Origin of the sequence: Paenimyroides aestuarii, from assembly GCF_024628805.1 — a bacterium.
In the GTDB taxonomy this organism is placed as follows: domain Bacteria; phylum Bacteroidota; class Bacteroidia; order Flavobacteriales; family Flavobacteriaceae; genus Flavobacterium; species Flavobacterium aestuarii_A.
Genome location: NZ_CP102382.1, coordinates 1,455,412 through 1,476,378, shown reverse-complemented (window position 1 = coordinate 1,476,378; position 20,967 = coordinate 1,455,412). Strand labels below are relative to the sequence as shown.

Sequence of the window (20,967 nt, the reverse complement as noted above, 5' to 3'; positions counted from 1 at the left end):
AGACTTCCTATTCGGAAGTCTTCTTTTTTAAATTAAATCGGTAATTCACACCCAATTGGATCCAACGGCTTGGCATGGGCACTGCTGCCACTTCTTTATACGAACTGTTGAATAAATTGGTTGCTTGCGTATATACCTGAAACCAAGGGAATTCATACATTAATCTTAAATCGCTAACTACATAGCCTTCGTTCAGCTCGCGTTTTATATATCGGTTTTGAAACTGAATGCTTACCTCATCTATCGTATAATTAATTCCTGCTATTGCTTGGTGTTTTAAACTTTCAATGGTGTATTTTGAAAGCACTTCGCTTGCAGAATCTTCTTTCTTCGGACTTAAATATTGATAACTTACAGAGTAACCTAATTTTTGATTGGTTGCAATCTGAATATCTTGATTGTATCGCACATTCAATCCACGCATGATTTGATTTCCTAAATTTTGCGGTTGGTAAGGAACATCGGTTGAAATCCGAGTCCAATCAATAAAATCAGAAATATTTCGCTCAAAAACACTAGCAACAAAACGTCTATTGGCTTTGGTATAGTTCACCCCTACTTCGTATTGCCAAGCAGCTTCAGGCTTTAAATCAGGGTTTCCGATATTTCCTGGTCGTTGATTTAGATACAAATCTGTAAACGATGGAATACGCTGGCTGCTTCCCACACTTGCTTGCACTTTCCAATCATTGGTAAGCAAATAAGCCACATCGGCACCGGGATACCACTGAAAACCGTAATCGGTATTATAATTCCAATAAGCACCTACGTTTACCAACAATTTATCGAAAAAGGTATTTTTATACTCGGCAAACCATCCATGGTTTTTTCGGTCGTGTTCGCCAATGTTGGAACTATTTATGTCTTCTAAGCGCAACTCATAACCTGCTCCAAAATCTCCAATATTTGTGGTATAAACACCGTTCAATTCAAACATAAACGCATTGGAATAGTGCAAGGAACGCGCTCTGCTTAAATCGTTTCGGTAAAAACGATAATCATCTTCGTTGTATCGATTACTTATTCGAGGTTTTATGGTCAAATCATCGGTAATTCGGTGGTTACTGCCCACGCTTAACAAAAGGGTTTGCACCACTTCATATGATTCTTTATCAAACGGAGCTGCATAATATCCATTGGCTCCAAACTCGTTATCAATATATCCACCCATCCAGTTAAAGCCGTGGTTTTCGTTCAACGGAGCATTACCTTGATACATGGTTTTTAAATTCTTCGCAGCAGTGTTGTAGCGCTGTCCGTTGGTTTCTTCCTTGGCAATACTTAGTAAATGATGTACTTTTCCGGTATTGATACCAGCTGTTGCCTGCAAACCACCACCTGCATAGATTCCGTTGCCATCTCCTTCTTCTTTGCTTTTAAACGAACTACCACCATAGGCATGCAGTTGCACAAAATCATTGGTTTGGGTTTTAGTAACGATATTCACCGCTCCGGTTAAGGCATTGATACCGTAAATTCTGGCTGCTGGTCCTTTTAATACTTCAATGCGTTCAATCGCATCCAAAGGAATAGGCAAATTCATGGAGTGGTGTGCCGTTTGTGCATCGCCCATTTTAACGCCGTTCCACAGCACCATTGTTTGTTCGAACGAACCACCGTCGATACTGATATCTGCCTGCGAACCAAACGGACCACGCTGGCGAATATCTACTCCACTTACATACGCCAACACTTCATTTATCGATGAAACCGGCAGTTTTTTAATATCTTCTTTTGTAATTACTTGAATATTTCGGGTTGATTGTTGAAAAGGAATCTGCATACGGTTTTCATAGATGACCAATTCCTGCAATTCGTCAATAGTATCATTTGCAACTTGGGCTTTACCAATAAACGAAAAACTACAAAGTGCCAACAATAGGTATTTATTTTTCATTTGTTATATATTTAATAAAAAGTGGTGCAAAATTCGTAACTTGCCAGCCGACTAAAATAGTCCGGTAGAAACACAATGAATAGTCCGGTAGAAGAAATAATACAAAAAGTAGTATCAATAGACAGAAAAGCATCGGTTGCGGTTTATATACAAATTGCCCAACAATTGATTCGTGCGTTACAAGAAGACCTGTTACCGGCAGGCAGTAACTTACCTGGAACCCGTCAATTAAGTAAACTGTTACAAATTCACCGAAACACAGCCGTGGCTGTTTATGACGAATTGGCTTCGCAAGGTTGGGTTGAAATTATTGCTAATAAGGGTACTTTTGTTTTAGAAAAAAAGCATCCACACCCCACAAATCAGCTGAAAGCATTTGTGCAAAGCAAGCAATATCCTTTAGAAACAGGGTTTAGCTTTACCCAAAGTCCGCATGTAATTTCTCCGTATGAAAAAGCAAACACCACTTACACATTTAACGACGGACAAACCGATATTCGGTTGCATACCGATGGTTTATACAATCGGTGGTACAACACCGTTTTAAGGCGATCTACCCTTCACACCAAATGGAATCGGTTTTTATTCGACAAAACTTCTTTTTTAGATGCACAATTGAGTAATTATTTAAACCTTACTCGCAATTTACAAATTACACCAAAAAATGTGTTGGTAACGCGCAATACCGAAATGAGTTTGCATTTAATAGCACAACTTTTATTGCAACCAAGCGACTTGGTCTTGGTAGGAAATTTAAGCAATTTTTCTGCGAATATGGTCTTTAGTCAAGCAAAAGCTACAATAAAAACCATACCTGTTGATGCATTTGGAATTGATGTGGAATTTATCAGAAGAAATTTCACCAAAAACAGCATCCGACTGCTTTATTGCACCCCTCAAAGACATTACCCAACCACAGTCAGCCTTACATCCGAAAGGCGTGCACAGTTGCTGGCATTGGCAAACGAATATAAATTTGCCATTATTGAAGACGATTATGATTATGATTTTCAGTATGATGCGCTTGCAACACCGCCAATGGCAAGTGCAGATACAAACGGTCTGATTATTTATTTGGGAAAAGCCGGACAAGTATTGTTTCCTGCGTTTGAGGCTGGTTTTATGGTGGCGCCGCAAAACTTTATAAATGAGGCTAAAAACTACTATAAAATGATGGATCCGCAAGGCGATTTAATGAAAGAACAAATACTTGCCGAAATAATTCACGAAGGCGAAATGCACCGTCAAATTAAAAAGAAAATTGTGCTGTACAAAGCCAAGCGCGATACTATGTGCCATGCATTAGAGACACACTTTGGATCATTGATTTCTTTTGAGAAACCTAAAGGAGGTTTGGCTATCTTTGTTCAATTCAACCCAATTATTTCACTGGCAAAATTGGCAAAAGAAATACAGAGATACGATGTGTTCTTACCCGGTTATTTATTGTATCAAACCAAAAACATTTGCGGCATTCGGTTGGGATTTGGTCATTTGAATACCGAAGAAATCAACCACACCATTGAAATGTTACGAAAAGCGTATGATGATCTGGTAACTAGAAATGCATAGCAAAAATGCACTAAAACTGAATTTCTTCCCACTAAAAAAATAAAAAACTATAAAAAATAGCTTCATAAACCTTTTACATACTTCTAAATCATTATCTTTAGTAAAGAATTTAAAAAAAAATTTATGAGTTTATATGATCAAATTGCAACGGAAGGGTTGCGATTACCTTCAGAAATGGGCATTTTCGGAAGAAATAACCAAAACACACTTAGCTTTGAATACCTTCACAATCAACTAAAAAATACTAAAGATTTTGAGGTGGTTTCGTTTGAAGAAGAAACGGTGGAAAGCGATAATCCTGCCTTAAAAAAACAATTTGCACTAAACATTGTGTATAAAAACAATGCGTATGAGGTGCATTTATATGTGGTAGAAAGCAGCGTGCTAAACTTAGACAATTACGCACGTATCAACCACATCGACCCAAATGATTGGGAACTAGCAAAAAACGAATCGTTTTATTTGGAATCTTCTATGTATTTTTCTACACATATTTTAGAAAGTTTTCATCTGCAACTAAAAGTGCTTACTGCTTTGGTGCCGAACCCTACTGTTTTGGTCGATTTCATGCCTGCTCGTTTGCTTTCAGGACAATGGGCAAAAGTTGCCTCGAAACTAATCACACCGCCTTCGCCCCATTATATTTACACCATTCACGGTGTGTATGATGAAATTGATGGCGAAAAAACATATTGGCTGCACACGCACGGTTTGCATCGCTGCGGTACAGTAGAACTGGAAATGATCGATATTAAAAACGGAGTAAACGAGCTCAACGGCTTGTTAGACGCTATGGTTTCTAAGTTCATTTATGAACCCGCACCTGAAAACGAACCATTTAATATGGGTTTTATTGGATATGATTTGAATTTTGTTTGGATGCGTTGGGAAGACGTTGTGACCAATTATCCGGCAGCAATACCGGGCGGTTTGCAAGAACGTACTCCGGAGGAAGGTAATTATGGACCATCGGGAGTGGTTTATTTGCACGAAAACAATGAGATTTACCCACCTGATGTTTTAACAGAAGATTTAAGAGAAAATCCGATTTATTTCATCAAAAACGAAGAAACCGAACGTATGTCTGCTTTGGCTTATGAACAATATCATTCTTTTAAAAAAGCCTTTCAGCAACAATTTGGTCAGGAAAATTGGCGGTTTTTAATGAAACTGGGATTGCCTATTGATGAAGGCGATGGCAACGAACATTTGTGGTTTGATGTAACCGCTATTGATGAAGACGATACGCTGCAGGTAACTTTGCTCAACCAGCCGTACCAAATTGAAAAATACAATCAAAACGATGTGTTAACCCTTCCTTTAAAACATTTAACCGATTGGGTGATTTATGCACCTGAGAAAAGTTTTACACCCGACAGCATTTACGAATTATTTGCTTAATAGCTATAAAACAATAAAGAATGGAACTTAAAGTAATTAAACAAGGGAATTTTAAAATTGTCAAGAATAAAAAATTCAACCTGTTAGATCCGAACGATGTGTCAAAGGGAATAAAACTGGCTGTTCAACCTTTTTTAATTACCACCTTAAACGATTGTATATTGTTAGATGCCGGGTTGGATTTTTTAGAAGATAACCAACCCGCCATTTTAAAACAATTAGCAACGCATGGAGTGCATCCAGGTCATATCACTAAAATTTTGATTTCTCATTTTCACAAAGACCATGTGGGCGGTTTGGGATATTTTAATACGGAAAAAGAATGGGTTGCAAATTTTCCTAAAGCAACCATTTACCTAAACAAGCAAGCTTTTGAACACGCTTTAGAACAAAAAACAAACCCTTCGTATGATCATGAAATGTTGCAACAACTACAAAAAATGTCTGATATTTTTTGGATAGATACCGCTGAGGGTTGGCTCACTCCCGAAATTGGTTTTTTAGTGACCAATGCACACGATGTTTTTCATCAAGTTTTTTGGATAACCGACAAAACCACTACTTTTTTCTATGGCGCAGACGATTTGCCAACTACTGCTTATTTAAAGCGAGCTATTGCCTACAAAACAGACTATAACGGCGAAAAAGCAATGAAACTCCGTAAAATTTGGAAAGAAAAAGCCAAAGCCGAAAAGTGGCACATTTTGTTGTACCATGATTTAAAAAATCCCGTATTACAGTTTTAATTCATAAGCACTTTTTTCGCTTGCACCACATGCCTTTTATTGTGATAAATAACAAACCGAAACGTATCGCCCAACTTTAGTTTTATAAGAGATGTGATACTGATACTGGTTTTGATTTTATTCAAATCCACTAATCTCGCTGCATGCAACAAATGTAGCAACTGTTTTTGTTGCTCTATAAAAACTGTAACGGTGTTTTTTGACAAACGACTGTGAATAGGGTTCATAGACTTAAACGCTTTCATTTTATTCAACTTTTCTTTGGGTAGCATGCTTTGTGCAAAATAATTTCCCAGCCAGCCGCTTTTAAAGGCTGTTGTAGCTTTTGTGTTTGATGCCTTCATACGACTTTCAATTTCAGGTAAATAAAAATTCCCGTACCAATTCAAATGTTCCAAGCATTCTAAAACACTCCAACTGTCATTTGTAAGTCTTTTGTTTAAATCGGCCTCGGATTTTAAAAGCAATTCTTCGGCGAATGTCAAATGTTCCGTGGTAATTTCAATAAGTTCCTCGATTAAGTTTTCGGTAGCAATTCTCATGGTAATATTTTTAAGCAAATATCACGCTTTAAAAATCATTAAAAGTTGATTGAAATCAAGATTTTTTTAAGCGCGATAATGTTTCGGGGGTCATGCGCAAATAGTTTGCAATATGCTTGTTGGGAATTTCCTGAAAAAGTTGCGGACTGCGTTTTAAAACGCGTTCGTATCGTTCTATGGGCAATGCAATCAATAAATCCTTTTCGCGTTCTATTTGTTGTAGAACCAAATCTTCTAAAATAGCAATCCACCATTTTAAATAAGCGGGTTCCGAATTAAAAAAAGCAATAAGATCTTCTTTAGCAACCACTTGAATGGTAGATTTCTTTATCGCTTGAATGAAAAAATCGGATGGTTTTCCTGATAAAAAAGAATCCAGCGAAACAATGATGTTGTTTTGATATCCAAACCGTATAATTTGTTCTTCGCCGTTATTTATCACATAAACTTTCAAGCTTCCTTCTTTAATAAAATAAATATCGGTTGCAATGGAGCCACTTGTCGATAGATATTCGTTGCGATCTAAATGCAGCTCTTTTTTAAACAAGTTATGAGTTTCGAATAAGCGATAAGGGTCAGCTGTTTTCATGTAGTACTTTTGTAAATTAAAGGTACTAAAATCTCTTAAATAATCGCTTTCTTCTTAAAAAAACAAAACCCGCTTGAGAAGCGAGTTTTAAATAAATTATTTGTAAAGATTATCAATTAATTTAGCGTCGCGGGTGTTTTTCTGTACAGCAATTGCACCATAAACCGCCAATATAAAGGATACGCCGTAAAATCCTTTTTCACTCAGCAATAAATCTGCATTCCACAAACCAATTACGAGCAATGTGATTGATGCTATGGTTGCAAACCACGCCAATCCGTAGTAAAGTTCCGTCACTTCCAACCCCTCTGCTTTATCGCGTACCGTTTTTTGAACCGATATCACTGCAAACAAACCAAAAAGTAAAATGGTAAAGTAATAGCCCTTTTCGTTTAACTGCATGGCGGCGTTCCACAATCCAACACAATAGGAAATGGTTCCAATAAAAAGTACCATCCACGAAGCGCCGATAAATGCAGGTGTTGGTTTTAAAGGATTTCTGTTGATTTCGTTTTTTTTATGCGTTTCATTGTTTGTTTTAACTGTTTCCATATTTTTTCAATTTTAGTGATTTTGATACAGCAAATCTGCAACATAATCCGAAATACAAAAAACTAAATTTTCACAAAAACCGTTGATATATTCCTTTTTAAAAGTATCTTTATTTTAAATTCAAAAAGAACAAAAATGGATGCGCTATCAGAACTAATTTCTATTTTAAACGAAGAAGAATCAAAGGGTTTTAAACAATATTTAAAGCTTCGCAATAAACGGAATGACACCAAGAATATTGAATTGTTTTCCATCTTAAAAACGGTCGATATAAATAAATTAAAAAGATTGTATGGTTCCGATAAAAATAAAGATGCATACCATTCTTTAAGAAAACGTTTATATGAAAGTTTGCTTCTTTTTCTCTCTAAAAAAACCTTTGAGAAAAACAATTCCGAAGCCCACGAAGCTTTGCGTTTACTGGTTGTAAGTAAGTTTTTACTAGAGCACAATTTGCACAAAACCGCCTTTAAATGTCTAAAAAAAGCAGAAATGGTGGCTGAAAAACTAGAACAATACAGTTTGTTGCACGAAATTCTACAAATCAAATTGCAATATGCTTTTCTAAATGATCGGGAAAAACTGGAAGATTTAACCGATAAAATCATTAAAAATCAAGAGCTTTTAAACAAAGAAGCCCGACTAAACATGGCATACGCCGTTTTAAGGCAAGCATTTCAAAACACGCAAGCACATGGAAAAATAATCAATCTTAACGATTTTATTACAGAAATTGCTGCCAAGTATCAACTACAACCAACCGATTTTTTCAATTATAAATCTATCTATCAAATTTTGCATTTGGCAAATGAATACGCGCATATTCAACAGAATTTTTCTTTAATTGAAGCCTACGCATCCAAAGCTGCAACTATTATTCATCAAAAATCGGCGAGTGGCAACCAACTTTATTACCATATCCACATATTGTATTATTTGGCGAATTTTTGTTTTAGAAACAAGCTTTTTATCGATTCTGAAAAATATTTAAACCAAATGCATATACAAATGCAACAGCAAAACGGTCAATATTTCAATCTATTTCACCATAAATGGATTATTTTGCACAGTTTAAATCTGCATTTTTCAGGAAATACAGACGAAGCACTTCAAAAAACAACTGGCGAATTAAGCAATTTACCCAAAAAATTTATTGCTGAGGATGTGATAGATTTGCAGCTTTGCGAATGTTTTTATTTGGCAAAAAAGAAGAATCGGCAGGCGCTAAAAAGTTTTACAAAATTGCAGCATTCCGACATTTGGTATGAGAAGAAAATGGGTGTTGTTTGGACAATACGCAAAAATTTAATCGAAATTCTATTACACGCACAGTTTGATAATCTTGAGTATGCGCTTACACGGTTGCAGAGTTTTAAAAACAGATATAAAAAATATTTAACGCAAGTAAATGAACAGCGAATCATTGACTTTGTACTGCTTATTGAAAAATATTTACTGAATCCCGATATCATTCAAAGACAATCTTTCAGGGATAACATAATTTTTATGCAGCATCAAAAAGAAAATCAAGACGTTTTTAGTTTAACTTTTATCAATTGGTTTATTGATTTGTGGCAAAACTAACAATCATAAGCACTCAAAAACCACCAATTCATCATTTGGCAAATCATATTCATATAAAATTTTATCTTTGGCATCGTAATACAGCCATTGTGCTTTGGTAATTCTGCCCTCTGTTACTGTTCCAATTCCTAAAACCGTATATTCTTTATCATTGCGCTGTTGCTGTTCAATGGAATATTCCAATCTGTATTTACTGTCAATGATGTTTTTAAGCAATTGATTTTTAGAGTTTGCAATGTAATATTCTGCAATTAAATAAAGTTCATCTAAGTACTTTTGGGAATAACTAAAATCGCCGCTGTAATAGTAATAAATGTCCTTTCCATAAATATTTCTAAAATCGGACACTTTATTTTGAGCTGCTAATGAAAAGCTAAAGCCAAAAAGCAGTATGAAAGCAAAACTAATACTTTTCATTGCACTAAATTTTTAACAAGCCACGGAAACCGCGTGCCGCATAATAAGACGAAGCCCCATTGTGATAGAAAAAAACGGTATCGTATCGAAAATCGCCAAATAAGGCACCACCTAAATCTCGGATTTTTTGAGGCGTTTCAATCCAGGTCGATGTTTTTGTATCAAAAGCTTCTAAAGCCTGTAAAGCGTGGTATTCTTCTTCGTTTAACAATTTAATACCGATTTCATCTGCGGAATCAATAACGTTGTTTGCGGGTTTATGTTCCTTTCGGGCATCCAAAGCGGGACGGTCATAACAAAAACTGCGACGCCCTTTTGGGCTTTCCTTTGAACAATCACAAAAAACAATTTCATTTGATTTCTCCTCAAAAACCACCACATCAGGTTCGCCTCCTGTTTCTTCCATTCTCAACAACACATCGATTTTTGAAGGATTTTTTTGCAATTTTGTTTCCACATCATTCCAATCGATATTTTTATGTCGATGCCTGTTCTTTGCGAATCTTTTTTTTAAAGTATCTAAAAAAATAGATTGCTCCTCTGCTGATAATTTGCTTTTCATTGTTTTAATTTTGTAGCTATATTTTGATAGCGAATTAAAAATAAATCTAAAGATAAATTTATATTTTTACATTTAAAAAAAATTAAATAGATATGGCATCAGGCTTTTTTGCAATTTTAGACGACATCGCAGCTTTAATGGACGATGTGGCAGTAACGAGTAAAATTGCAACACAAAAAACAGCAGGTATTTTAGGAGATGATTTAGCAGTGAATGCAGAAAAAGCAACCGGTTTTCTATCTTCGAGAGAAATTCCGGTACTCATGAAAATTATGAAAGGATCTTTCTTAAACAAACTGATTATTGTTCCTTTTGTTTTCCTTTTAGAATGGCTGTATTCACCCGCAATCACTGTTATATTAATCATCGGTGGATTTTATTTGGCCTTTGAAGGCGTAGAAAAAATTGTGGAGTTTTTGTTTCACAGAAAGAAAAAAGGAGTGGAAGTAATCGAGGAAGCTACTGAAGTTTCCGAAGACGGCGAGGCGCTAGAAAAAGCAAAAATTAAATCGGCTATTACTACCGACTTTATTCTATCATTAGAAATTGTGATTATTGCCTTAGCAGCTGCAAAATCGGGCTATGAATCGCTAAAATCTGAGTTCAACCCGCTTCTTGTTGAAATTGTAACAGTTTCCATCGTTGCCATTATTGCAACAGTTGGGGTTTATGGAATTGTAGCTCTAATAGTGCGTATGGACGATGCCGGCTACAAACTGATAAAAAAATCAAAAAGTGAAACAGGTTTTCTGGCTACTTTAGGCAACTTTTTAATTAAAGCCCTTCCTTGGGTAATTAAAGGTTTAGCAGTTGTTGGAACATTGGCTTTACTATTGGTTTCTGGCGGAATTTTTGATCATAATATAGATTATTTACATCATTTACTTCCCAATGTACCAGAAATGGCCAAACAGTTCTTATACGGTATAGTTGCCGGTTTAATTGTAGTTTTACTAGTTACGGCATATAAAAAGATGTTTGGTAAAAAGACAAGTCATTAAATAAAAAAGAGGCATCTAAATGGATGCCTTTCTTGTTACTTAATCGTACTCATCATATATGCTTCTAAAGCTTGCAACTCTTCGTCGCTCATGGTTTTTAGAATAGCAAAATTGGTTTCCATCACATTGTATTGCGACGGGTCAACAATTGGGTCGGCTTTTTTACGCAAAAATGCTATCATGTCACCGTTTTGTTCTTTGTAAACCTTAGCAATCTCTTTAACGCTAGGTCCAATCACTTTTTTATCCACTTTATGGCACGAAAAACAAGCTGCTTTGTTGCTTTCAAACAACTCTTTTCCGTCGGCAATTAGCTGCTCTTCAGGGCTTAATTTTTCAGCAACATTTTCAGGATACAATGCTTCTTTTTTCTCTTCTTTTTTACTGCATGCTGCCATTGTTAATGCAACAATTCCTAAAAATAAAAACTTTTTCATATTGATATTATTTGTTTAATAAAATAGCCGCTTCCTTGGCAAAATAAGTCGAAATTAGACTTGCTCCAGCACGTTTAATGCACATGAGTTGTTCCATCATGATTTTATCGTGATCGAGCCAACCTTTTTCAGCAGCGGCTTTGATCATGGCATATTCGCCCGAAACATGGAAAACCGTTACGGGAATATTTACGGCATTTTTTACCTCACGAACGATATCCAAATATGCAATTCCGGGTTTTACCATCACCATATCAGCGCCCTCTTCTACATCCCAAAGGGCTTCTTTCACAGCTTCGATGCGGTTGGCATAGTCCATTTGGTAGGTTTTCTTGTCTTTTGGTACTTCGACAGGGTCAGCAACATCTCCTTCATTTTCTTTTGGTGCAGAATCCAATGCATCGCGAAAAGGTCCGTAAAAAGCCGAAGCATATTTAGCCGAATAACTCATAATGCCAACATTTTGAAAACCTGCCGCATCTAATCCTTGACGCAAACGCAATACGCGACCGTCCATCATGTCGCTTGGTGCCACAAAATCGGCTCCGGCTTTAGCATGCGAAACCGCCATTTTCACGAGTGCTTCGTTGGTTTCGTCATTGGCGATATCACCGTTTTTGATGATTCCATCATGACCGTAAATGGAATATGGATCGAGAGCCACATCGGGCATCACAATCATTTCAGGACATGCTTTTTTGATTTCGCGAATGGCACGTTGCATCAATCCATTGTCGTTCCAAGCTTCTTTTCCGGTATTGTCTTTTAGGCTTTCATCGACTTTTACGTAAATATTTACGGCACGAATTCCTAAAGCAAAAAGTTCTTTGATTTCTTCTATTGTTAAATCAATCGAACGACGAAAAATTCCGGGCATTGATGGAATTTCAACTTTATAATTTTCACCTTCTGCAATGAACATCGGAAACATAAAATCGCTGGGACTTAAAGTTGTTTCGCGAACTAAATTTCTTATGGATTCGTTTACTCTTAAACGACGACCTCTGTGTAATGGAAACATAATCTTGTTATTCGTTTTTAGCTTAATATATATTTAAAACTTCTGTGTGATCTTGTTTTGAATTAGTGTACAGATTCTGTATAATATATTGATTACCGTAAAATACTAAAGAATCTTCCTTATAAATAGTTATTTGATCATAACGATCAAGCAATGGATAACCATTAGTTGCACCGCCAAACATAAATTCTTCATCACTATCTAAACTTAATTTTAGCTTATAATTTATGGTATCTAATGAAATAATCTTATTTGATCTCAAATTGTACATCATTGATTCTTTAATATTCTTTGAATCAATATATTTGTCATTTACAACAACTTCAACAAGCAAGATTTGACCTGATTTATTTTTCAAGGAATAAGTATTGAAATAATCACAACCTGTAAAAAGATTAATCATCAAAAAAAATAAAATATACTTTTTCATAACATCATTTTAAATTAAAACCCAATTTTTCGGGTTATATCATCATACGTTTTTTTTACCTTTTTGGGTGGATCAAATCGATAGCCAGCTGCTAATTTAAACTCTGCAAATGAATCAAAAAATCTATTTTGATTTTCTTCTTGAAAAAAATTGGTACTATTCAATCCGAAATATGCAAAAAAGGCATCTGTATTGTACCCCAGTTTAATATTTGTTGATACTTCATACATAATAATGGCTTCGTTACTAGCGACATTCACACCCGCACCAACCAATAATCCGCCGGAAATCAAAAAATTTTCATGAATAACCCAGTTGTAATAATACGATGGTGCCAACGAAAAAGTATAGATGTCGATGTGTAAATGATCTGATGTGTCTTTTGATGTTAGATTGGTATAATATACAGAAAAATTGGGAATGAAACTACCTGCGCTTTTTTGTTGCCATTGATTTTGATTGAACAAGGTTTTGAAAGAAAACTTATCGTTAAAAACATACGAAGTTGTTCCTCCTAACTTTGTAGAGCGAAAACGTGGCAAATAAAATTTTTCTGAATCGTTATACTCTAAAAAGAACCCTTTTTGATTGATAAACGTTACCGATTGATACCATTTTTTATAATTGAACCGAAAGCCTAAATTAAAATTATTTGATTCTAATTTTGAGGCATCTGTTTTTAAAAAATTTGGTGTAAATCCAATTGAAATATCAATCAATTTATAACTTAAACCTGCTACAATCTTTTGTTGTGTATTGGGTGTAAAACTTGCCGCATAACCACCCTCTTCATCTTGATAATTTATTAAAAAACTATTAGAATTGTTTTGATAAGTGATACTTGACACCACTTTTTCATCATACGAAACGGCGTAAGTATTCAATGTATCATTCTGAGCAACAACACGTAATGAAAAAAGCAAAAAGAGACAAAACCAAATTAATTTATCCATTCTTTAGGATTTTCTAACACTTTGATTAATTTTTCTTCTTCTGAACCTGCTTCTGGATGATAGTCATAAATCCATTGAACGTGCGGCGGCAAACTCATCAAGATACTTTCGATTCTTCCATTGGTTTTTAGTCCGAAAAGTGTTCCTTTGTCGTGAACCAAATTGAATTCTACATAACGCCCACGACGGATTTCTTGCCAAGTTCGTTGCGCTTCGGTATAAGGTAAATTTTTTCTTTTTTCGACAATTGGTACATAACACGCTAAAAAACTATTCCCTATTTCGGTTACAAAATTGTACCAATCGTTCATAGACATTTGATCGTTTGCTTTTAAATAATCAAAAAACAAACCGCCAATTCCGCGTGCTTCGTTTCGGTGTGCATTCCAGAAATAATCGTCGCATTGTTTTTTATATTTTGGATAAAATTCTGGATTATGTTTGTCGCAAGCGGTTTTACAAATTTGATGAAAATGTGTGGCATCTTCTTCAAACAAATAATAAGGTGTTAAATCTTGTCCGCCACCAAACCAACTGTTAATTACATTTCCGGCATCGTCATACATTTCAAAATAACGCCAGTTTGCATGAACCGTTGGAACCATCGGGTTTTTAGGGTGAATGACCAAGCTTAACCCGCAGGCAAAAAAATCGGCTTCACCCACGTTGAACATCTTTTGCATACTTTCTGGCAATTTCCCATGAACGGCTGAGATATTTACGCCGCCTTTTTCAAAAACGTTTCCGTTTTCAATCACACGTGTTCGTCCGCCACCACCTTCTGGGCGTTCCCAAAGGTCTTCACGGAATTTTGCGCTGCCATCAGTATCTTCTAATGCCTTACAAATTTGGTCTTGAAGGTTTTTTATATAGGTGTAGAATTTATTTTTCATGGTTTGTGGTGTTTAGTCCTGCAAGGTCTCTCAGACCTTGTAGGTTTATTTATATCTGGATACCTACAAGGTTTTAAAAACCTTGCAGGATTTTTTTATAATTTCGTCATCTTACTCATAATTTCAAAAGAAAACATTTTGCTTTCGTTTTGTATGAATTGATACAAATTTTTGGCGCGCTCTTTTAATATTTGATTGGGTTGTTTGGCATCTAAAGCCACTAAAATATCAGCCAATCTTTCCATGTGTTCCCAAGGAAATTGCAAATCGATCAATTGCTGAAAAAATAAATTTTCTTCTTTTTCCAATACATCGACTTTAGACAATCCTGTCTCTTCTAAAGTGGTCCAAAAAACAGCTTCGTTCCAATTTTCGGGCACAAAGGTAATGCCCGACAGCTTTTGCAATATCGAGTTTAAGCGTTGTTCGGTTTCGTCTTTTTTACTTGTGAGCATTTTTTTATTATTTGTCCTGCAAGGTCTTTAAGACCTTGTAGGTTTATTATATATCTGATACCTACAAGGTTTTGAAAACCTTGCAGGGTGCCTATCCTTTATACTCCTTCATCGCATCAATAAATCCCTTTGTATTTTCAATCTTGCATGTATTCATTATTTTTATCAACTTGGTTTGTGAAACCTTATAAGATCATTCCAATGTGTAAATTTCGGTCAAAATTTCTTGTTTTGAGGAATGACAATACACAAAATTCTCAATATTATCAAACATTTCTATTACCTCATTCCTTGCTAATTGTGTTGCTTTATCTGATAAAAAACTGCGATATGAGGAGAATTGAAATTGTGTGTAATCTTGATTCAAGTGATGCAACGGATTAAGATGTACATAAATAATCAGATTTTTTAAATACTTATCATCTTTTAATTGCACTCTTTTAAAATGCTTTTCAAACAAACTACCTGTCCTGTTTTGTTCTTTATTGTACGCTTTTGCATATGCATTGAATAAATTAGAAAAACTTTGACTTGCAAGACTTTTATCATCAATTCGTACAACTAAATGAAAATGATTGTCCATTAAACAATACGCAAAAACAGTAACAACTGATGTTAGGTAACGCTTAAGAAGGCTTAAAAAATACAGTTTATTTTTATCATTAGAAAAGACATTACAACTGTTAATACCACGATTGTAAATATGATAGCAATATCCTTTTTCTAATGTTTCTAATTTCATTTCATTGTCATTTTTCACCCTGCAAGGTCTTACGGGCCTTGTAGGCTTTTTATATATACACGACACCTACAAGGTTTTAAAAACCTTGCAGGATATCTATCCTTTATACCCCTTCACCGCATCAATAAATGCTTTTGCATTTTCTAAAGGAATGTCTGGTAAAATACCGTGCCCGAGATTAACGATGTATTTATCTTTTCCAAATTGGTTGATCATATCTGTTACCATGGTTTTGATTTTTTCTGGTGAAGAATATAAACGTGTGGGGTCAAAATTTCCTTGCAACGTAATGTTTCCGCCAGTTAAGTAGCGTGCGTTTTTAGGCGAGCACGTCCAATCTACACCAAGTGCCGAAGCACCAGACTTTGCCATAACATCTAACGCAAACCAGCAACCTTTACCAAAAGCAATAACAGGCGCATCGTCTTTTAAGGCGTCGATAATTTGTTGGATATATTTCCATGAAAATTCTTGATAATCATCAGGCGATAACATTCCGCCCCAAGAATCGAACACTTGTACCGCATTGCAACCAGCTTTTACTTTTTCTTTTAAATAAGCAATGGTTGTATCTGTGATTTTTTGAAGCAATTGATGCGCTGCAACAGGATTTGTAAAACAGAATCTTTTGGCTTTATCATAATTTTTACTGCCTTGTCCTTGTACACAATAACACAAGATTGTCCATGGCGAACCAGCAAAACCAATTAACGGAATTTCGTCATTAAGCTTTTCTTTGGTTGCTTTTATCGCTTGGTACACATAATCTAAAGCTTCGGTAACATCGGGTACAATTACATTGTTTACGTCTTGTTGTGTACGGATAGGATTGGGTAAATACGGACCAAAATTTGGTTTCATTTGTACCTCAATATTCATCGCTTGAGGAATAACAAGAATATCACTAAACAATATGGCCGCATCCATCCCATAACGGCGTATGGGTTGAACGGTAATCTCACTTGCTAATTCTGGTGTTTGACAACGTGTAAAGAAATCGTATTTGGCTTTTATCTCCATAAACTCTGGAAGGTAACGCCCCGCCTGACGCATCATCCAAACTGGCGGACGCTCTACGGTTTCTCCTCTTAATGCTCGTAAAAATAAATCGTTTTTTATCATTTTTTATTTAGCTTTAGGCTTTAAGCTGTATGCTTCAAGCCAAATTGTTTGTATTAAATTGCTTAAGGCATTCTGCCTAAAGCTTATTGTTATAGTAATTAATACATTGAATAATCACATTTTCTACCGTTTGCTTATTGGCAATTACGATATTGTTTGTGACTCCGTTCAAAGCCGCCGCAGTTGTAGTGCCAATACAGAAACAAGTTTGATTTTCTATGGTGTTTTGTTGCAAATAACTGTGAATACCAGACGGACTAAAAAACAGCAATGCATCAGTTTTGGCTTGAATTTCAATTGAATTTGCTAAGTTTTGATATACTGTGTATTCTTCAAAAGAAATATTGCTTTTTCTCAGGGCATTTGGCAAAACATCTCGTCTTAAATTTCCGGCGAAAAAAGCTATTTGTTGCAAGTGATATTTCTGCTGAATAATTGGTGCTAAATCTGCTGCATATTCTTCATTTTCCAATACTTTAAACCCATTTTTTTGTAACAATTCTTTGGTTTTTGAGCCTACACAAACTGCTGGAATTTCTTTCAAATTTTCGATATGTTCATTCTGCAATACGCTTTTTACGGCATTTTGCGAGGTGAATAGCAATAAAGTTGGAATGGTTTTTAACTGAAACGGAACAAATGAAATCTTTATAAAATCTGCTTCAATGACCGAAAAACGAGCATTTAGCAAAAATTGTTTTTGATTGCTTTGAAGTTTTTTGGTTGATAAAACACAGATTTTGGTTTTCATTTTACTTTTTCAATTGTTCTCGAAGTTGTTTCATTAACTGCTCTCCACCGTTTTCTAAAATTTCTTTAGCAGCAAGAAATCCTAATTTTTTCCATTCATTAATCGGAACGGTTTTTTCAATTTCGAATTTCTGTTTTCCATCTATCGAAAGTAAATTTCCTTTAAAAACAATGGCATCTTCATCTTCATTATATGTTGCCAAAGCGCCAATTGGTGCTGTACAACCACCTTCTAGCGTGCGCAAAAACTGCCGTTCGATGTGTGTACAAATTTCGGTTTCGATATCGTTTAATTGAACCAAAGCATCTAAAGTATAATTGTCATTTTCCATAGCTACAACCAACATAGCGCCTTGTGCGGGTGCAGGAACCATCCAATCTAGATTAACAAATTCGGTAGGCTTTAGATTGATTCGTTCCAAACCAGCCGCCGCAAAAATAGCTCCGTTCCACGGGTTATCTTTCAATTTTTGCATGCGCGTATTCACATTTCCGCGCAGATCTTCCACTTGGTGTTGGGGATATTTGTTTAACCATTGTGCTTTTCTGCGCAAACTTCCAGTGGCAATGATTCCGTTTTCGTTTAAAAAGTCTAGCGAACCTTTATGAACCAAAATATCTAAAATGTTTGCACGTTCTAAAACAGCGGCTTGCACAATGCCTTGCGGCAAAACAGTAGGCACATCTTTCATGGAATGCACCGCAATATCAACCTTACCAGCAATCATGGCAACATCGAGGGTTTTTGTGAAAATTCCAGTAATCCCTAGCTCGTACAAAGGTTTATCCAAAATAATATCGCCATCGGCTTTTACTGCTACAATTTCTGTTTTATAGCCTAAATCGTTCAGTTTTTTTTGTACGGTGTGTGCTTGCCAAAGGGCTAATTCGCTGTCGCGGGTTCCAATTCGAATGGTTTTAGTCATTTTGTAAAGATTCTAATTGAAACACTTTTCCAATCCATTCGATGCTTTCGTCCACTTCGGTTTCATCATCTTTTAAATGATTGGCAAAATGTGTGGTGATTTTTTGAATAAGGCGGCTTGTAATCAGTTCTGCCTGTTCTTCATCAAAATTATTTATTTTCTTTTTGTGGTATTTTAATTCGTTTTGCTTCATCTCTTCCAATTTGGCTTTCAAGGCGTGAATGGTCGGAGCAAACTTTCGGGCTTGTGTCCAAGTGATGAATTCGTGTTTCACTTCTTCAATGATAGCCATGGCTTGCGGCACATATTGCTTACGTTTTTCCAAGGTGTCATCGGTCATTTGCGATAAAGTGTCTAGATGAATCAGTTCCACGCCGTTTGTTTCCAAAACATTTTCATTCACATTTTTTGGAATGGATAAATCTAAAATCAACAACGGTTTTTTTAGATTAAGCAGTTCTTTGTCGATGGTAGGGTTTTGAGCACCTGTGGCAACAATCAACACGTCGGTATTTTGAATTTCGGCTTGCAAATCGGCATAATCTTTTACGATTAAGTTAAATTTGCCTGCAATTTTCTGTGCTTTGTCTTTGGTGCGATTAATCAACGTAATATGACTGTTTTTGGTATGTTTTACAAGATTTTCGCAAGTGTTTCTACCAATTTTTCCAGTTCCAAACAATAAAATATTTTTGTCTTTTATGTTGGAAACGTTCTTCAAAATATAGTGAACCGAAGCAAAAGATACCGAAGTGGCACCTGTGCTTATTTCGGTTTCGTTTTTAATGCGTTTGCTTGCCTGAATTACCGAATTTACCAATCGTTCAAAATAATTGTTGGTTAATCCTTTTTCCCGTGCGGCAATAAAACCGGTTTTAACTTGGCTTATAATTTCAAAATCGCCTAAAATTTGGCTATCCATACCTGTTCCCACTTTGAAAAGATGCGAAACGGCTTCGTTGTTTTTGTGCACATAAGCAACACGCTGAAAATCGTCAATAGTTCCACTGCTGTGCGCACACAATAATGAAATCAATTGAAAAGGATGTTCTGCAAAACCATATAGTTCGGTTCTATTACAAGTAGAAATAGCCATAACCGACGAAATTCCCTGTAAGTGGGCATCTGCCAACAAATCTAATTTTGCTTGTTCGCTTAAGCTGAATTTGCCTCGCATTTCTGCATCGGCTTTTTTATAGCTTAACCCAACCACATAAAAATGCGACGGTTTTATATCGTTGTTGTTTTTCATTCTTTACTTTTGTACTAAAGTGCTACAAATTTACAGGCTTCCTTTGAATTAAAATAACGCTAAAAGGACTAATTATAACCTTTGAGTTATTTTTACACTAACATTGCGGTACTTTTCTTAAAAAGGCTTACATTTGCTGTGTTAAAACGATTATTTTGAATCTATATTTAGAACTATTCTAAATAAAATAATCTCGAGTTGTGTTTGTCTAATAAAAATAAAAATAACGCTATGAGTACTCAAGAAGATGTTATTTTAGAAGATGACTTTATCTGCATCCGTTTAAAGAACGAAAGCGATAATTTACAGATAGTTACCAAAGATGTGGGCAATGAAGTGTTGCAATTTCATTTTATGTTGAAAGGCAGCAGTAAGTTTATTTTTAACAATGGTTCTTATGCCATGCCGGTGAACGAAGAAAATAGTTTAACACTGTATAATCCGCAAAAAAATTTACCGATTTACTTGGAACTTCAGCCCCATTCATGGATTATTTCAATTATAATATCGATTAAAAAATTTCACAGTCTTTTTTCAACTGAAGCAGAATTTATTCCTTTTTTAAATAAAGATACCATCAACCGAAAGCATTATGCCCAAAACGGTATTACACCGTCTATGGCAGTGGTTTTGTATCAAATAATGAATTTTAACCTACATTCATCGGTAAAAAAACTGTACTATAAGGCAAAGGTTTACGAACTTTTAAGTCTGCTTTTCAATAAGCCCGAAGGGGAAGAAGATGAAAGCTGCCCGTTTAAAACCGATGAAGAAGAAATTATGAAGATTAAACAAGCAAAAGATATCCTCATTAAAAATATGGCTGAACCACCCACTCTGCAAAAGCTTGCCGATGAAATTGGACTGAATATTAAAAAATTGAAACAAGGCTTTAAGCAAGTTTATGGCGATACCGTCTATGGTTTTTTGTTTGATTATAAAATGGAATATGCCCGAAAACTATTAGATAGCGGCACCTATAATGTAAACGAAGTGGGCATTCGCATAGGTTACAGCACTGCCAGCCATTTTATTGCCGCTTTTAAGAAAAAATTTGGCACAACGCCTAAAAAATATTTAATGTCGTTAACCGCAAATTAATAAATTAAAAAATGTAAAAAAG

At 35.5% G+C, this 20,967-nt stretch carries 23 protein-coding genes; 6 read left to right on the top strand and 17 right to left on the bottom strand.

Annotated elements, in window-relative coordinates; translation table 11 throughout:
• Positions 1-7 precede the first annotated feature (7 nt).
• Positions 8-1,897, bottom strand: a complete 1,890-nt coding sequence (locus NPX36_RS07025; protein WP_257500697.1) for a TonB-dependent receptor plug domain-containing protein — start codon at positions 1,895-1,897, stop codon at positions 8-10.
• A gap of 75 nt (positions 1,898-1,972) precedes the next feature.
• Between NPX36_RS07025 and NPX36_RS07020 the strand changes: the two genes are divergently transcribed.
• From NPX36_RS07020 to NPX36_RS07010, 3 genes are all read left to right on the top strand, one after another.
• A complete protein-coding gene (locus tag NPX36_RS07020) occupies positions 1,973-3,469 on the top strand; it encodes an aminotransferase-like domain-containing protein (RefSeq protein ID WP_257500696.1) in 1,497 nt (498 codons plus the stop codon).
• A 123-nt stretch (positions 3,470-3,592) separates the two neighbouring features.
• Positions 3,593-4,870: a DUF4026 domain-containing protein gene (locus NPX36_RS07015; RefSeq protein WP_257500695.1), complete on the top strand. Its 1,278-nt coding sequence runs from the start codon at positions 3,593-3,595 to the stop codon at positions 4,868-4,870.
• Positions 4,871-4,890: 20 nt separating this feature from the next.
• Entirely contained in the window at positions 4,891-5,616 is a 726-nt protein-coding gene (locus tag NPX36_RS07010; protein WP_257500694.1) for an MBL fold metallo-hydrolase, read from the top strand.
• On the opposite strand, the gene NPX36_RS07005 is transcribed toward NPX36_RS07010, so the two are convergent.
• The 3 genes from NPX36_RS07005 to yiaA all read right to left on the bottom strand — a co-directional run bounded on the left by NPX36_RS07005 (position 5,613) and on the right by yiaA (position 7,299).
• Positions 5,613-6,158, bottom strand: a complete 546-nt coding sequence (locus NPX36_RS07005; RefSeq protein ID WP_257500693.1) for a DinB family protein — start codon at positions 6,156-6,158, stop codon at positions 5,613-5,615. The genes NPX36_RS07010 and NPX36_RS07005 overlap by 4 nt on opposite strands.
• A gap of 55 nt (positions 6,159-6,213) precedes the next feature.
• Positions 6,214-6,747, bottom strand: coding sequence for a Crp/Fnr family transcriptional regulator (locus NPX36_RS07000; RefSeq protein ID WP_257500692.1), 534 nt, complete (start codon positions 6,745-6,747; stop codon positions 6,214-6,216).
• A 96-nt stretch (positions 6,748-6,843) separates the two neighbouring features.
• Positions 6,844-7,299 carry an inner membrane protein YiaA gene (yiaA, locus tag NPX36_RS06995; protein ID WP_257500691.1) on the bottom strand — a complete coding sequence of 152 codons (456 nt, stop codon included), beginning with the start codon at positions 7,297-7,299 and terminating at the stop codon, positions 6,844-6,846.
• 135 nt (positions 7,300-7,434) lie between these two features.
• Here yiaA and NPX36_RS06990 point away from each other — a divergent pair, with 135 nt between their 5' ends.
• Positions 7,435-8,883 carry a hypothetical protein gene (locus NPX36_RS06990; protein WP_257500690.1) on the top strand — a complete coding sequence of 483 codons (1,449 nt, stop codon included), beginning with the start codon at positions 7,435-7,437 and terminating at the stop codon, positions 8,881-8,883.
• A gap of 3 nt (positions 8,884-8,886) precedes the next feature.
• Here NPX36_RS06990 and NPX36_RS06985 read toward each other — a convergent pair whose 3' ends face one another.
• Together NPX36_RS06985 and NPX36_RS06980 are read right to left on the bottom strand one after the other, a co-directional pair.
• Positions 8,887-9,300 (bottom strand): hypothetical protein, encoded by a 414-nt coding sequence (locus NPX36_RS06985; protein ID WP_257500689.1) that lies wholly within the window; start codon positions 9,298-9,300, stop codon positions 8,887-8,889.
• A 4-nt stretch (positions 9,301-9,304) separates the two neighbouring features.
• Positions 9,305-9,862, bottom strand: coding sequence for a DUF4256 domain-containing protein (locus NPX36_RS06980; protein ID WP_257500688.1), 558 nt, complete (start codon positions 9,860-9,862; stop codon positions 9,305-9,307).
• Between the two features lie 92 nt (positions 9,863-9,954).
• Between NPX36_RS06980 and NPX36_RS06975 the strand changes: the two genes are divergently transcribed.
• Positions 9,955-10,863: a DUF808 domain-containing protein gene (locus tag NPX36_RS06975; protein ID WP_257500687.1), complete on the top strand. Its 909-nt coding sequence runs from the start codon at positions 9,955-9,957 to the stop codon at positions 10,861-10,863.
• Between the two features lie 35 nt (positions 10,864-10,898).
• Here the strand turns inward: NPX36_RS06975 and NPX36_RS06970 are convergent, their stop codons facing one another.
• The 11 genes from NPX36_RS06970 to hemA all read right to left on the bottom strand — a co-directional run bounded on the left by NPX36_RS06970 (position 10,899) and on the right by hemA (position 19,844).
• On the bottom strand, positions 10,899-11,300 hold the full coding sequence (locus tag NPX36_RS06970; protein ID WP_257500686.1) for a c-type cytochrome: 402 nt from the start codon (positions 11,298-11,300) through the stop codon (positions 10,899-10,901).
• A gap of 7 nt (positions 11,301-11,307) precedes the next feature.
• Positions 11,308-12,321: a porphobilinogen synthase gene (gene hemB / locus NPX36_RS06965; RefSeq protein ID WP_257500685.1), complete on the bottom strand. Its 1,014-nt coding sequence runs from the start codon at positions 12,319-12,321 to the stop codon at positions 11,308-11,310.
• Positions 12,322-12,343: 22 nt separating this feature from the next.
• Entirely contained in the window at positions 12,344-12,751 is a 408-nt protein-coding gene (locus NPX36_RS06960; RefSeq protein ID WP_257500684.1) for a hypothetical protein, read from the bottom strand.
• Positions 12,752-12,765: 14 nt separating this feature from the next.
• Positions 12,766-13,704, bottom strand: coding sequence for a DUF4421 domain-containing protein (locus NPX36_RS06955; protein WP_257500683.1), 939 nt, complete (start codon positions 13,702-13,704; stop codon positions 12,766-12,768).
• Positions 13,692-14,597, bottom strand: a complete 906-nt coding sequence (gene hemF / locus NPX36_RS06950) for an oxygen-dependent coproporphyrinogen oxidase (protein ID WP_257500682.1) — start codon at positions 14,595-14,597, stop codon at positions 13,692-13,694. Before hemF ends, NPX36_RS06955 begins: the two co-directional genes overlap by 13 nt.
• 95 nt (positions 14,598-14,692) lie before the next feature.
• The gene (locus tag NPX36_RS06945; protein WP_257500681.1) at positions 14,693-15,052 is read right to left on the bottom strand and encodes a hypothetical protein; all 360 of its coding nucleotides are present in this window, start codon (positions 15,050-15,052) and stop codon (positions 14,693-14,695) included.
• A gap of 193 nt (positions 15,053-15,245) precedes the next feature.
• Entirely contained in the window at positions 15,246-15,794 is a 549-nt protein-coding gene (locus NPX36_RS06940; RefSeq protein ID WP_257500680.1) for a transposase, read from the bottom strand.
• A gap of 96 nt (positions 15,795-15,890) precedes the next feature.
• Complete coding sequence (hemE, locus tag NPX36_RS06935; protein WP_257500679.1) at positions 15,891-16,916, bottom strand: uroporphyrinogen decarboxylase; 1,026 nt, start codon at positions 16,914-16,916, stop codon at positions 15,891-15,893.
• Positions 16,917-16,992: 76 nt separating this feature from the next.
• Complete coding sequence (locus NPX36_RS06930; protein ID WP_257500678.1) at positions 16,993-17,667, bottom strand: uroporphyrinogen-III synthase; 675 nt, start codon at positions 17,665-17,667, stop codon at positions 16,993-16,995.
• Position 17,668: 1 nt separating this feature from the next.
• Positions 17,669-18,592 (bottom strand): hydroxymethylbilane synthase, encoded by a 924-nt coding sequence (gene hemC, locus NPX36_RS06925; protein WP_257500677.1) that lies wholly within the window; start codon positions 18,590-18,592, stop codon positions 17,669-17,671.
• Complete coding sequence (gene hemA, locus NPX36_RS06920; RefSeq protein ID WP_257500676.1) at positions 18,585-19,844, bottom strand: glutamyl-tRNA reductase; 1,260 nt, start codon at positions 19,842-19,844, stop codon at positions 18,585-18,587. Before hemA ends, hemC begins: the two co-directional genes overlap by 8 nt.
• Before the next feature lie 231 nt (positions 19,845-20,075).
• Here hemA and NPX36_RS06915 point away from each other — a divergent pair, with 231 nt between their 5' ends.
• Positions 20,076-20,945 carry a helix-turn-helix domain-containing protein gene (locus NPX36_RS06915; RefSeq protein WP_257500675.1) on the top strand — a complete coding sequence of 290 codons (870 nt, stop codon included), beginning with the start codon at positions 20,076-20,078 and terminating at the stop codon, positions 20,943-20,945.
• Positions 20,946-20,967: the final 22 nt, after the last annotated feature.

Coding starts and splice junctions, on each gene's coding strand:
- NPX36_RS07025 (WP_257500697.1), bottom strand. CDS start 1,897: ATGAAAAATAAATACCTATTGTTGGCACTTTGTAGTTTTTCGTTTATT.
- NPX36_RS07020 (WP_257500696.1), top strand. CDS start 1,973: ATGAATAGTCCGGTAGAAGAAATAATACAAAAAGTAGTATCAATAGAC.
- NPX36_RS07015 (WP_257500695.1), top strand. CDS start 3,593: ATGAGTTTATATGATCAAATTGCAACGGAAGGGTTGCGATTACCTTCA.
- NPX36_RS07010 (WP_257500694.1), top strand. CDS start 4,891: ATGGAACTTAAAGTAATTAAACAAGGGAATTTTAAAATTGTCAAGAAT.
- NPX36_RS07005 (WP_257500693.1), bottom strand. CDS start 6,158: ATGAGAATTGCTACCGAAAACTTAATCGAGGAACTTATTGAAATTACC.
- NPX36_RS07000 (WP_257500692.1), bottom strand. CDS start 6,747: ATGAAAACAGCTGACCCTTATCGCTTATTCGAAACTCATAACTTGTTT.
- yiaA (WP_257500691.1), bottom strand. CDS start 7,299: ATGGAAACAGTTAAAACAAACAATGAAACGCATAAAAAAAACGAAATC.
- NPX36_RS06990 (WP_257500690.1), top strand. CDS start 7,435: ATGGATGCGCTATCAGAACTAATTTCTATTTTAAACGAAGAAGAATCA.
- NPX36_RS06985 (WP_257500689.1), bottom strand. CDS start 9,300: ATGAAAAGTATTAGTTTTGCTTTCATACTGCTTTTTGGCTTTAGCTTT.
- NPX36_RS06980 (WP_257500688.1), bottom strand. CDS start 9,862: ATGAAAAGCAAATTATCAGCAGAGGAGCAATCTATTTTTTTAGATACT.
- NPX36_RS06975 (WP_257500687.1), top strand. CDS start 9,955: ATGGCATCAGGCTTTTTTGCAATTTTAGACGACATCGCAGCTTTAATG.
- NPX36_RS06970 (WP_257500686.1), bottom strand. CDS start 11,300: ATGAAAAAGTTTTTATTTTTAGGAATTGTTGCATTAACAATGGCAGCA.
- hemB (WP_257500685.1), bottom strand. CDS start 12,321: ATGTTTCCATTACACAGAGGTCGTCGTTTAAGAGTAAACGAATCCATA.
- NPX36_RS06960 (WP_257500684.1), bottom strand. CDS start 12,751: ATGAAAAAGTATATTTTATTTTTTTTGATGATTAATCTTTTTACAGGT.
- NPX36_RS06955 (WP_257500683.1), bottom strand. CDS start 13,704: ATGGATAAATTAATTTGGTTTTGTCTCTTTTTGCTTTTTTCATTACGT.
- hemF (WP_257500682.1), bottom strand. CDS start 14,597: ATGAAAAATAAATTCTACACCTATATAAAAAACCTTCAAGACCAAATT.
- NPX36_RS06945 (WP_257500681.1), bottom strand. CDS start 15,052: ATGCTCACAAGTAAAAAAGACGAAACCGAACAACGCTTAAACTCGATA.
- NPX36_RS06940 (WP_257500680.1), bottom strand. CDS start 15,794: ATGAAATTAGAAACATTAGAAAAAGGATATTGCTATCATATTTACAAT.
- hemE (WP_257500679.1), bottom strand. CDS start 16,916: ATGATAAAAAACGATTTATTTTTACGAGCATTAAGAGGAGAAACCGTA.
- NPX36_RS06930 (WP_257500678.1), bottom strand. CDS start 17,667: ATGAAAACCAAAATCTGTGTTTTATCAACCAAAAAACTTCAAAGCAAT.
- hemC (WP_257500677.1), bottom strand. CDS start 18,592: ATGACTAAAACCATTCGAATTGGAACCCGCGACAGCGAATTAGCCCTT.
- hemA (WP_257500676.1), bottom strand. CDS start 19,844: ATGAAAAACAACAACGATATAAAACCGTCGCATTTTTATGTGGTTGGG.
- NPX36_RS06915 (WP_257500675.1), top strand. CDS start 20,076: ATGAGTACTCAAGAAGATGTTATTTTAGAAGATGACTTTATCTGCATC.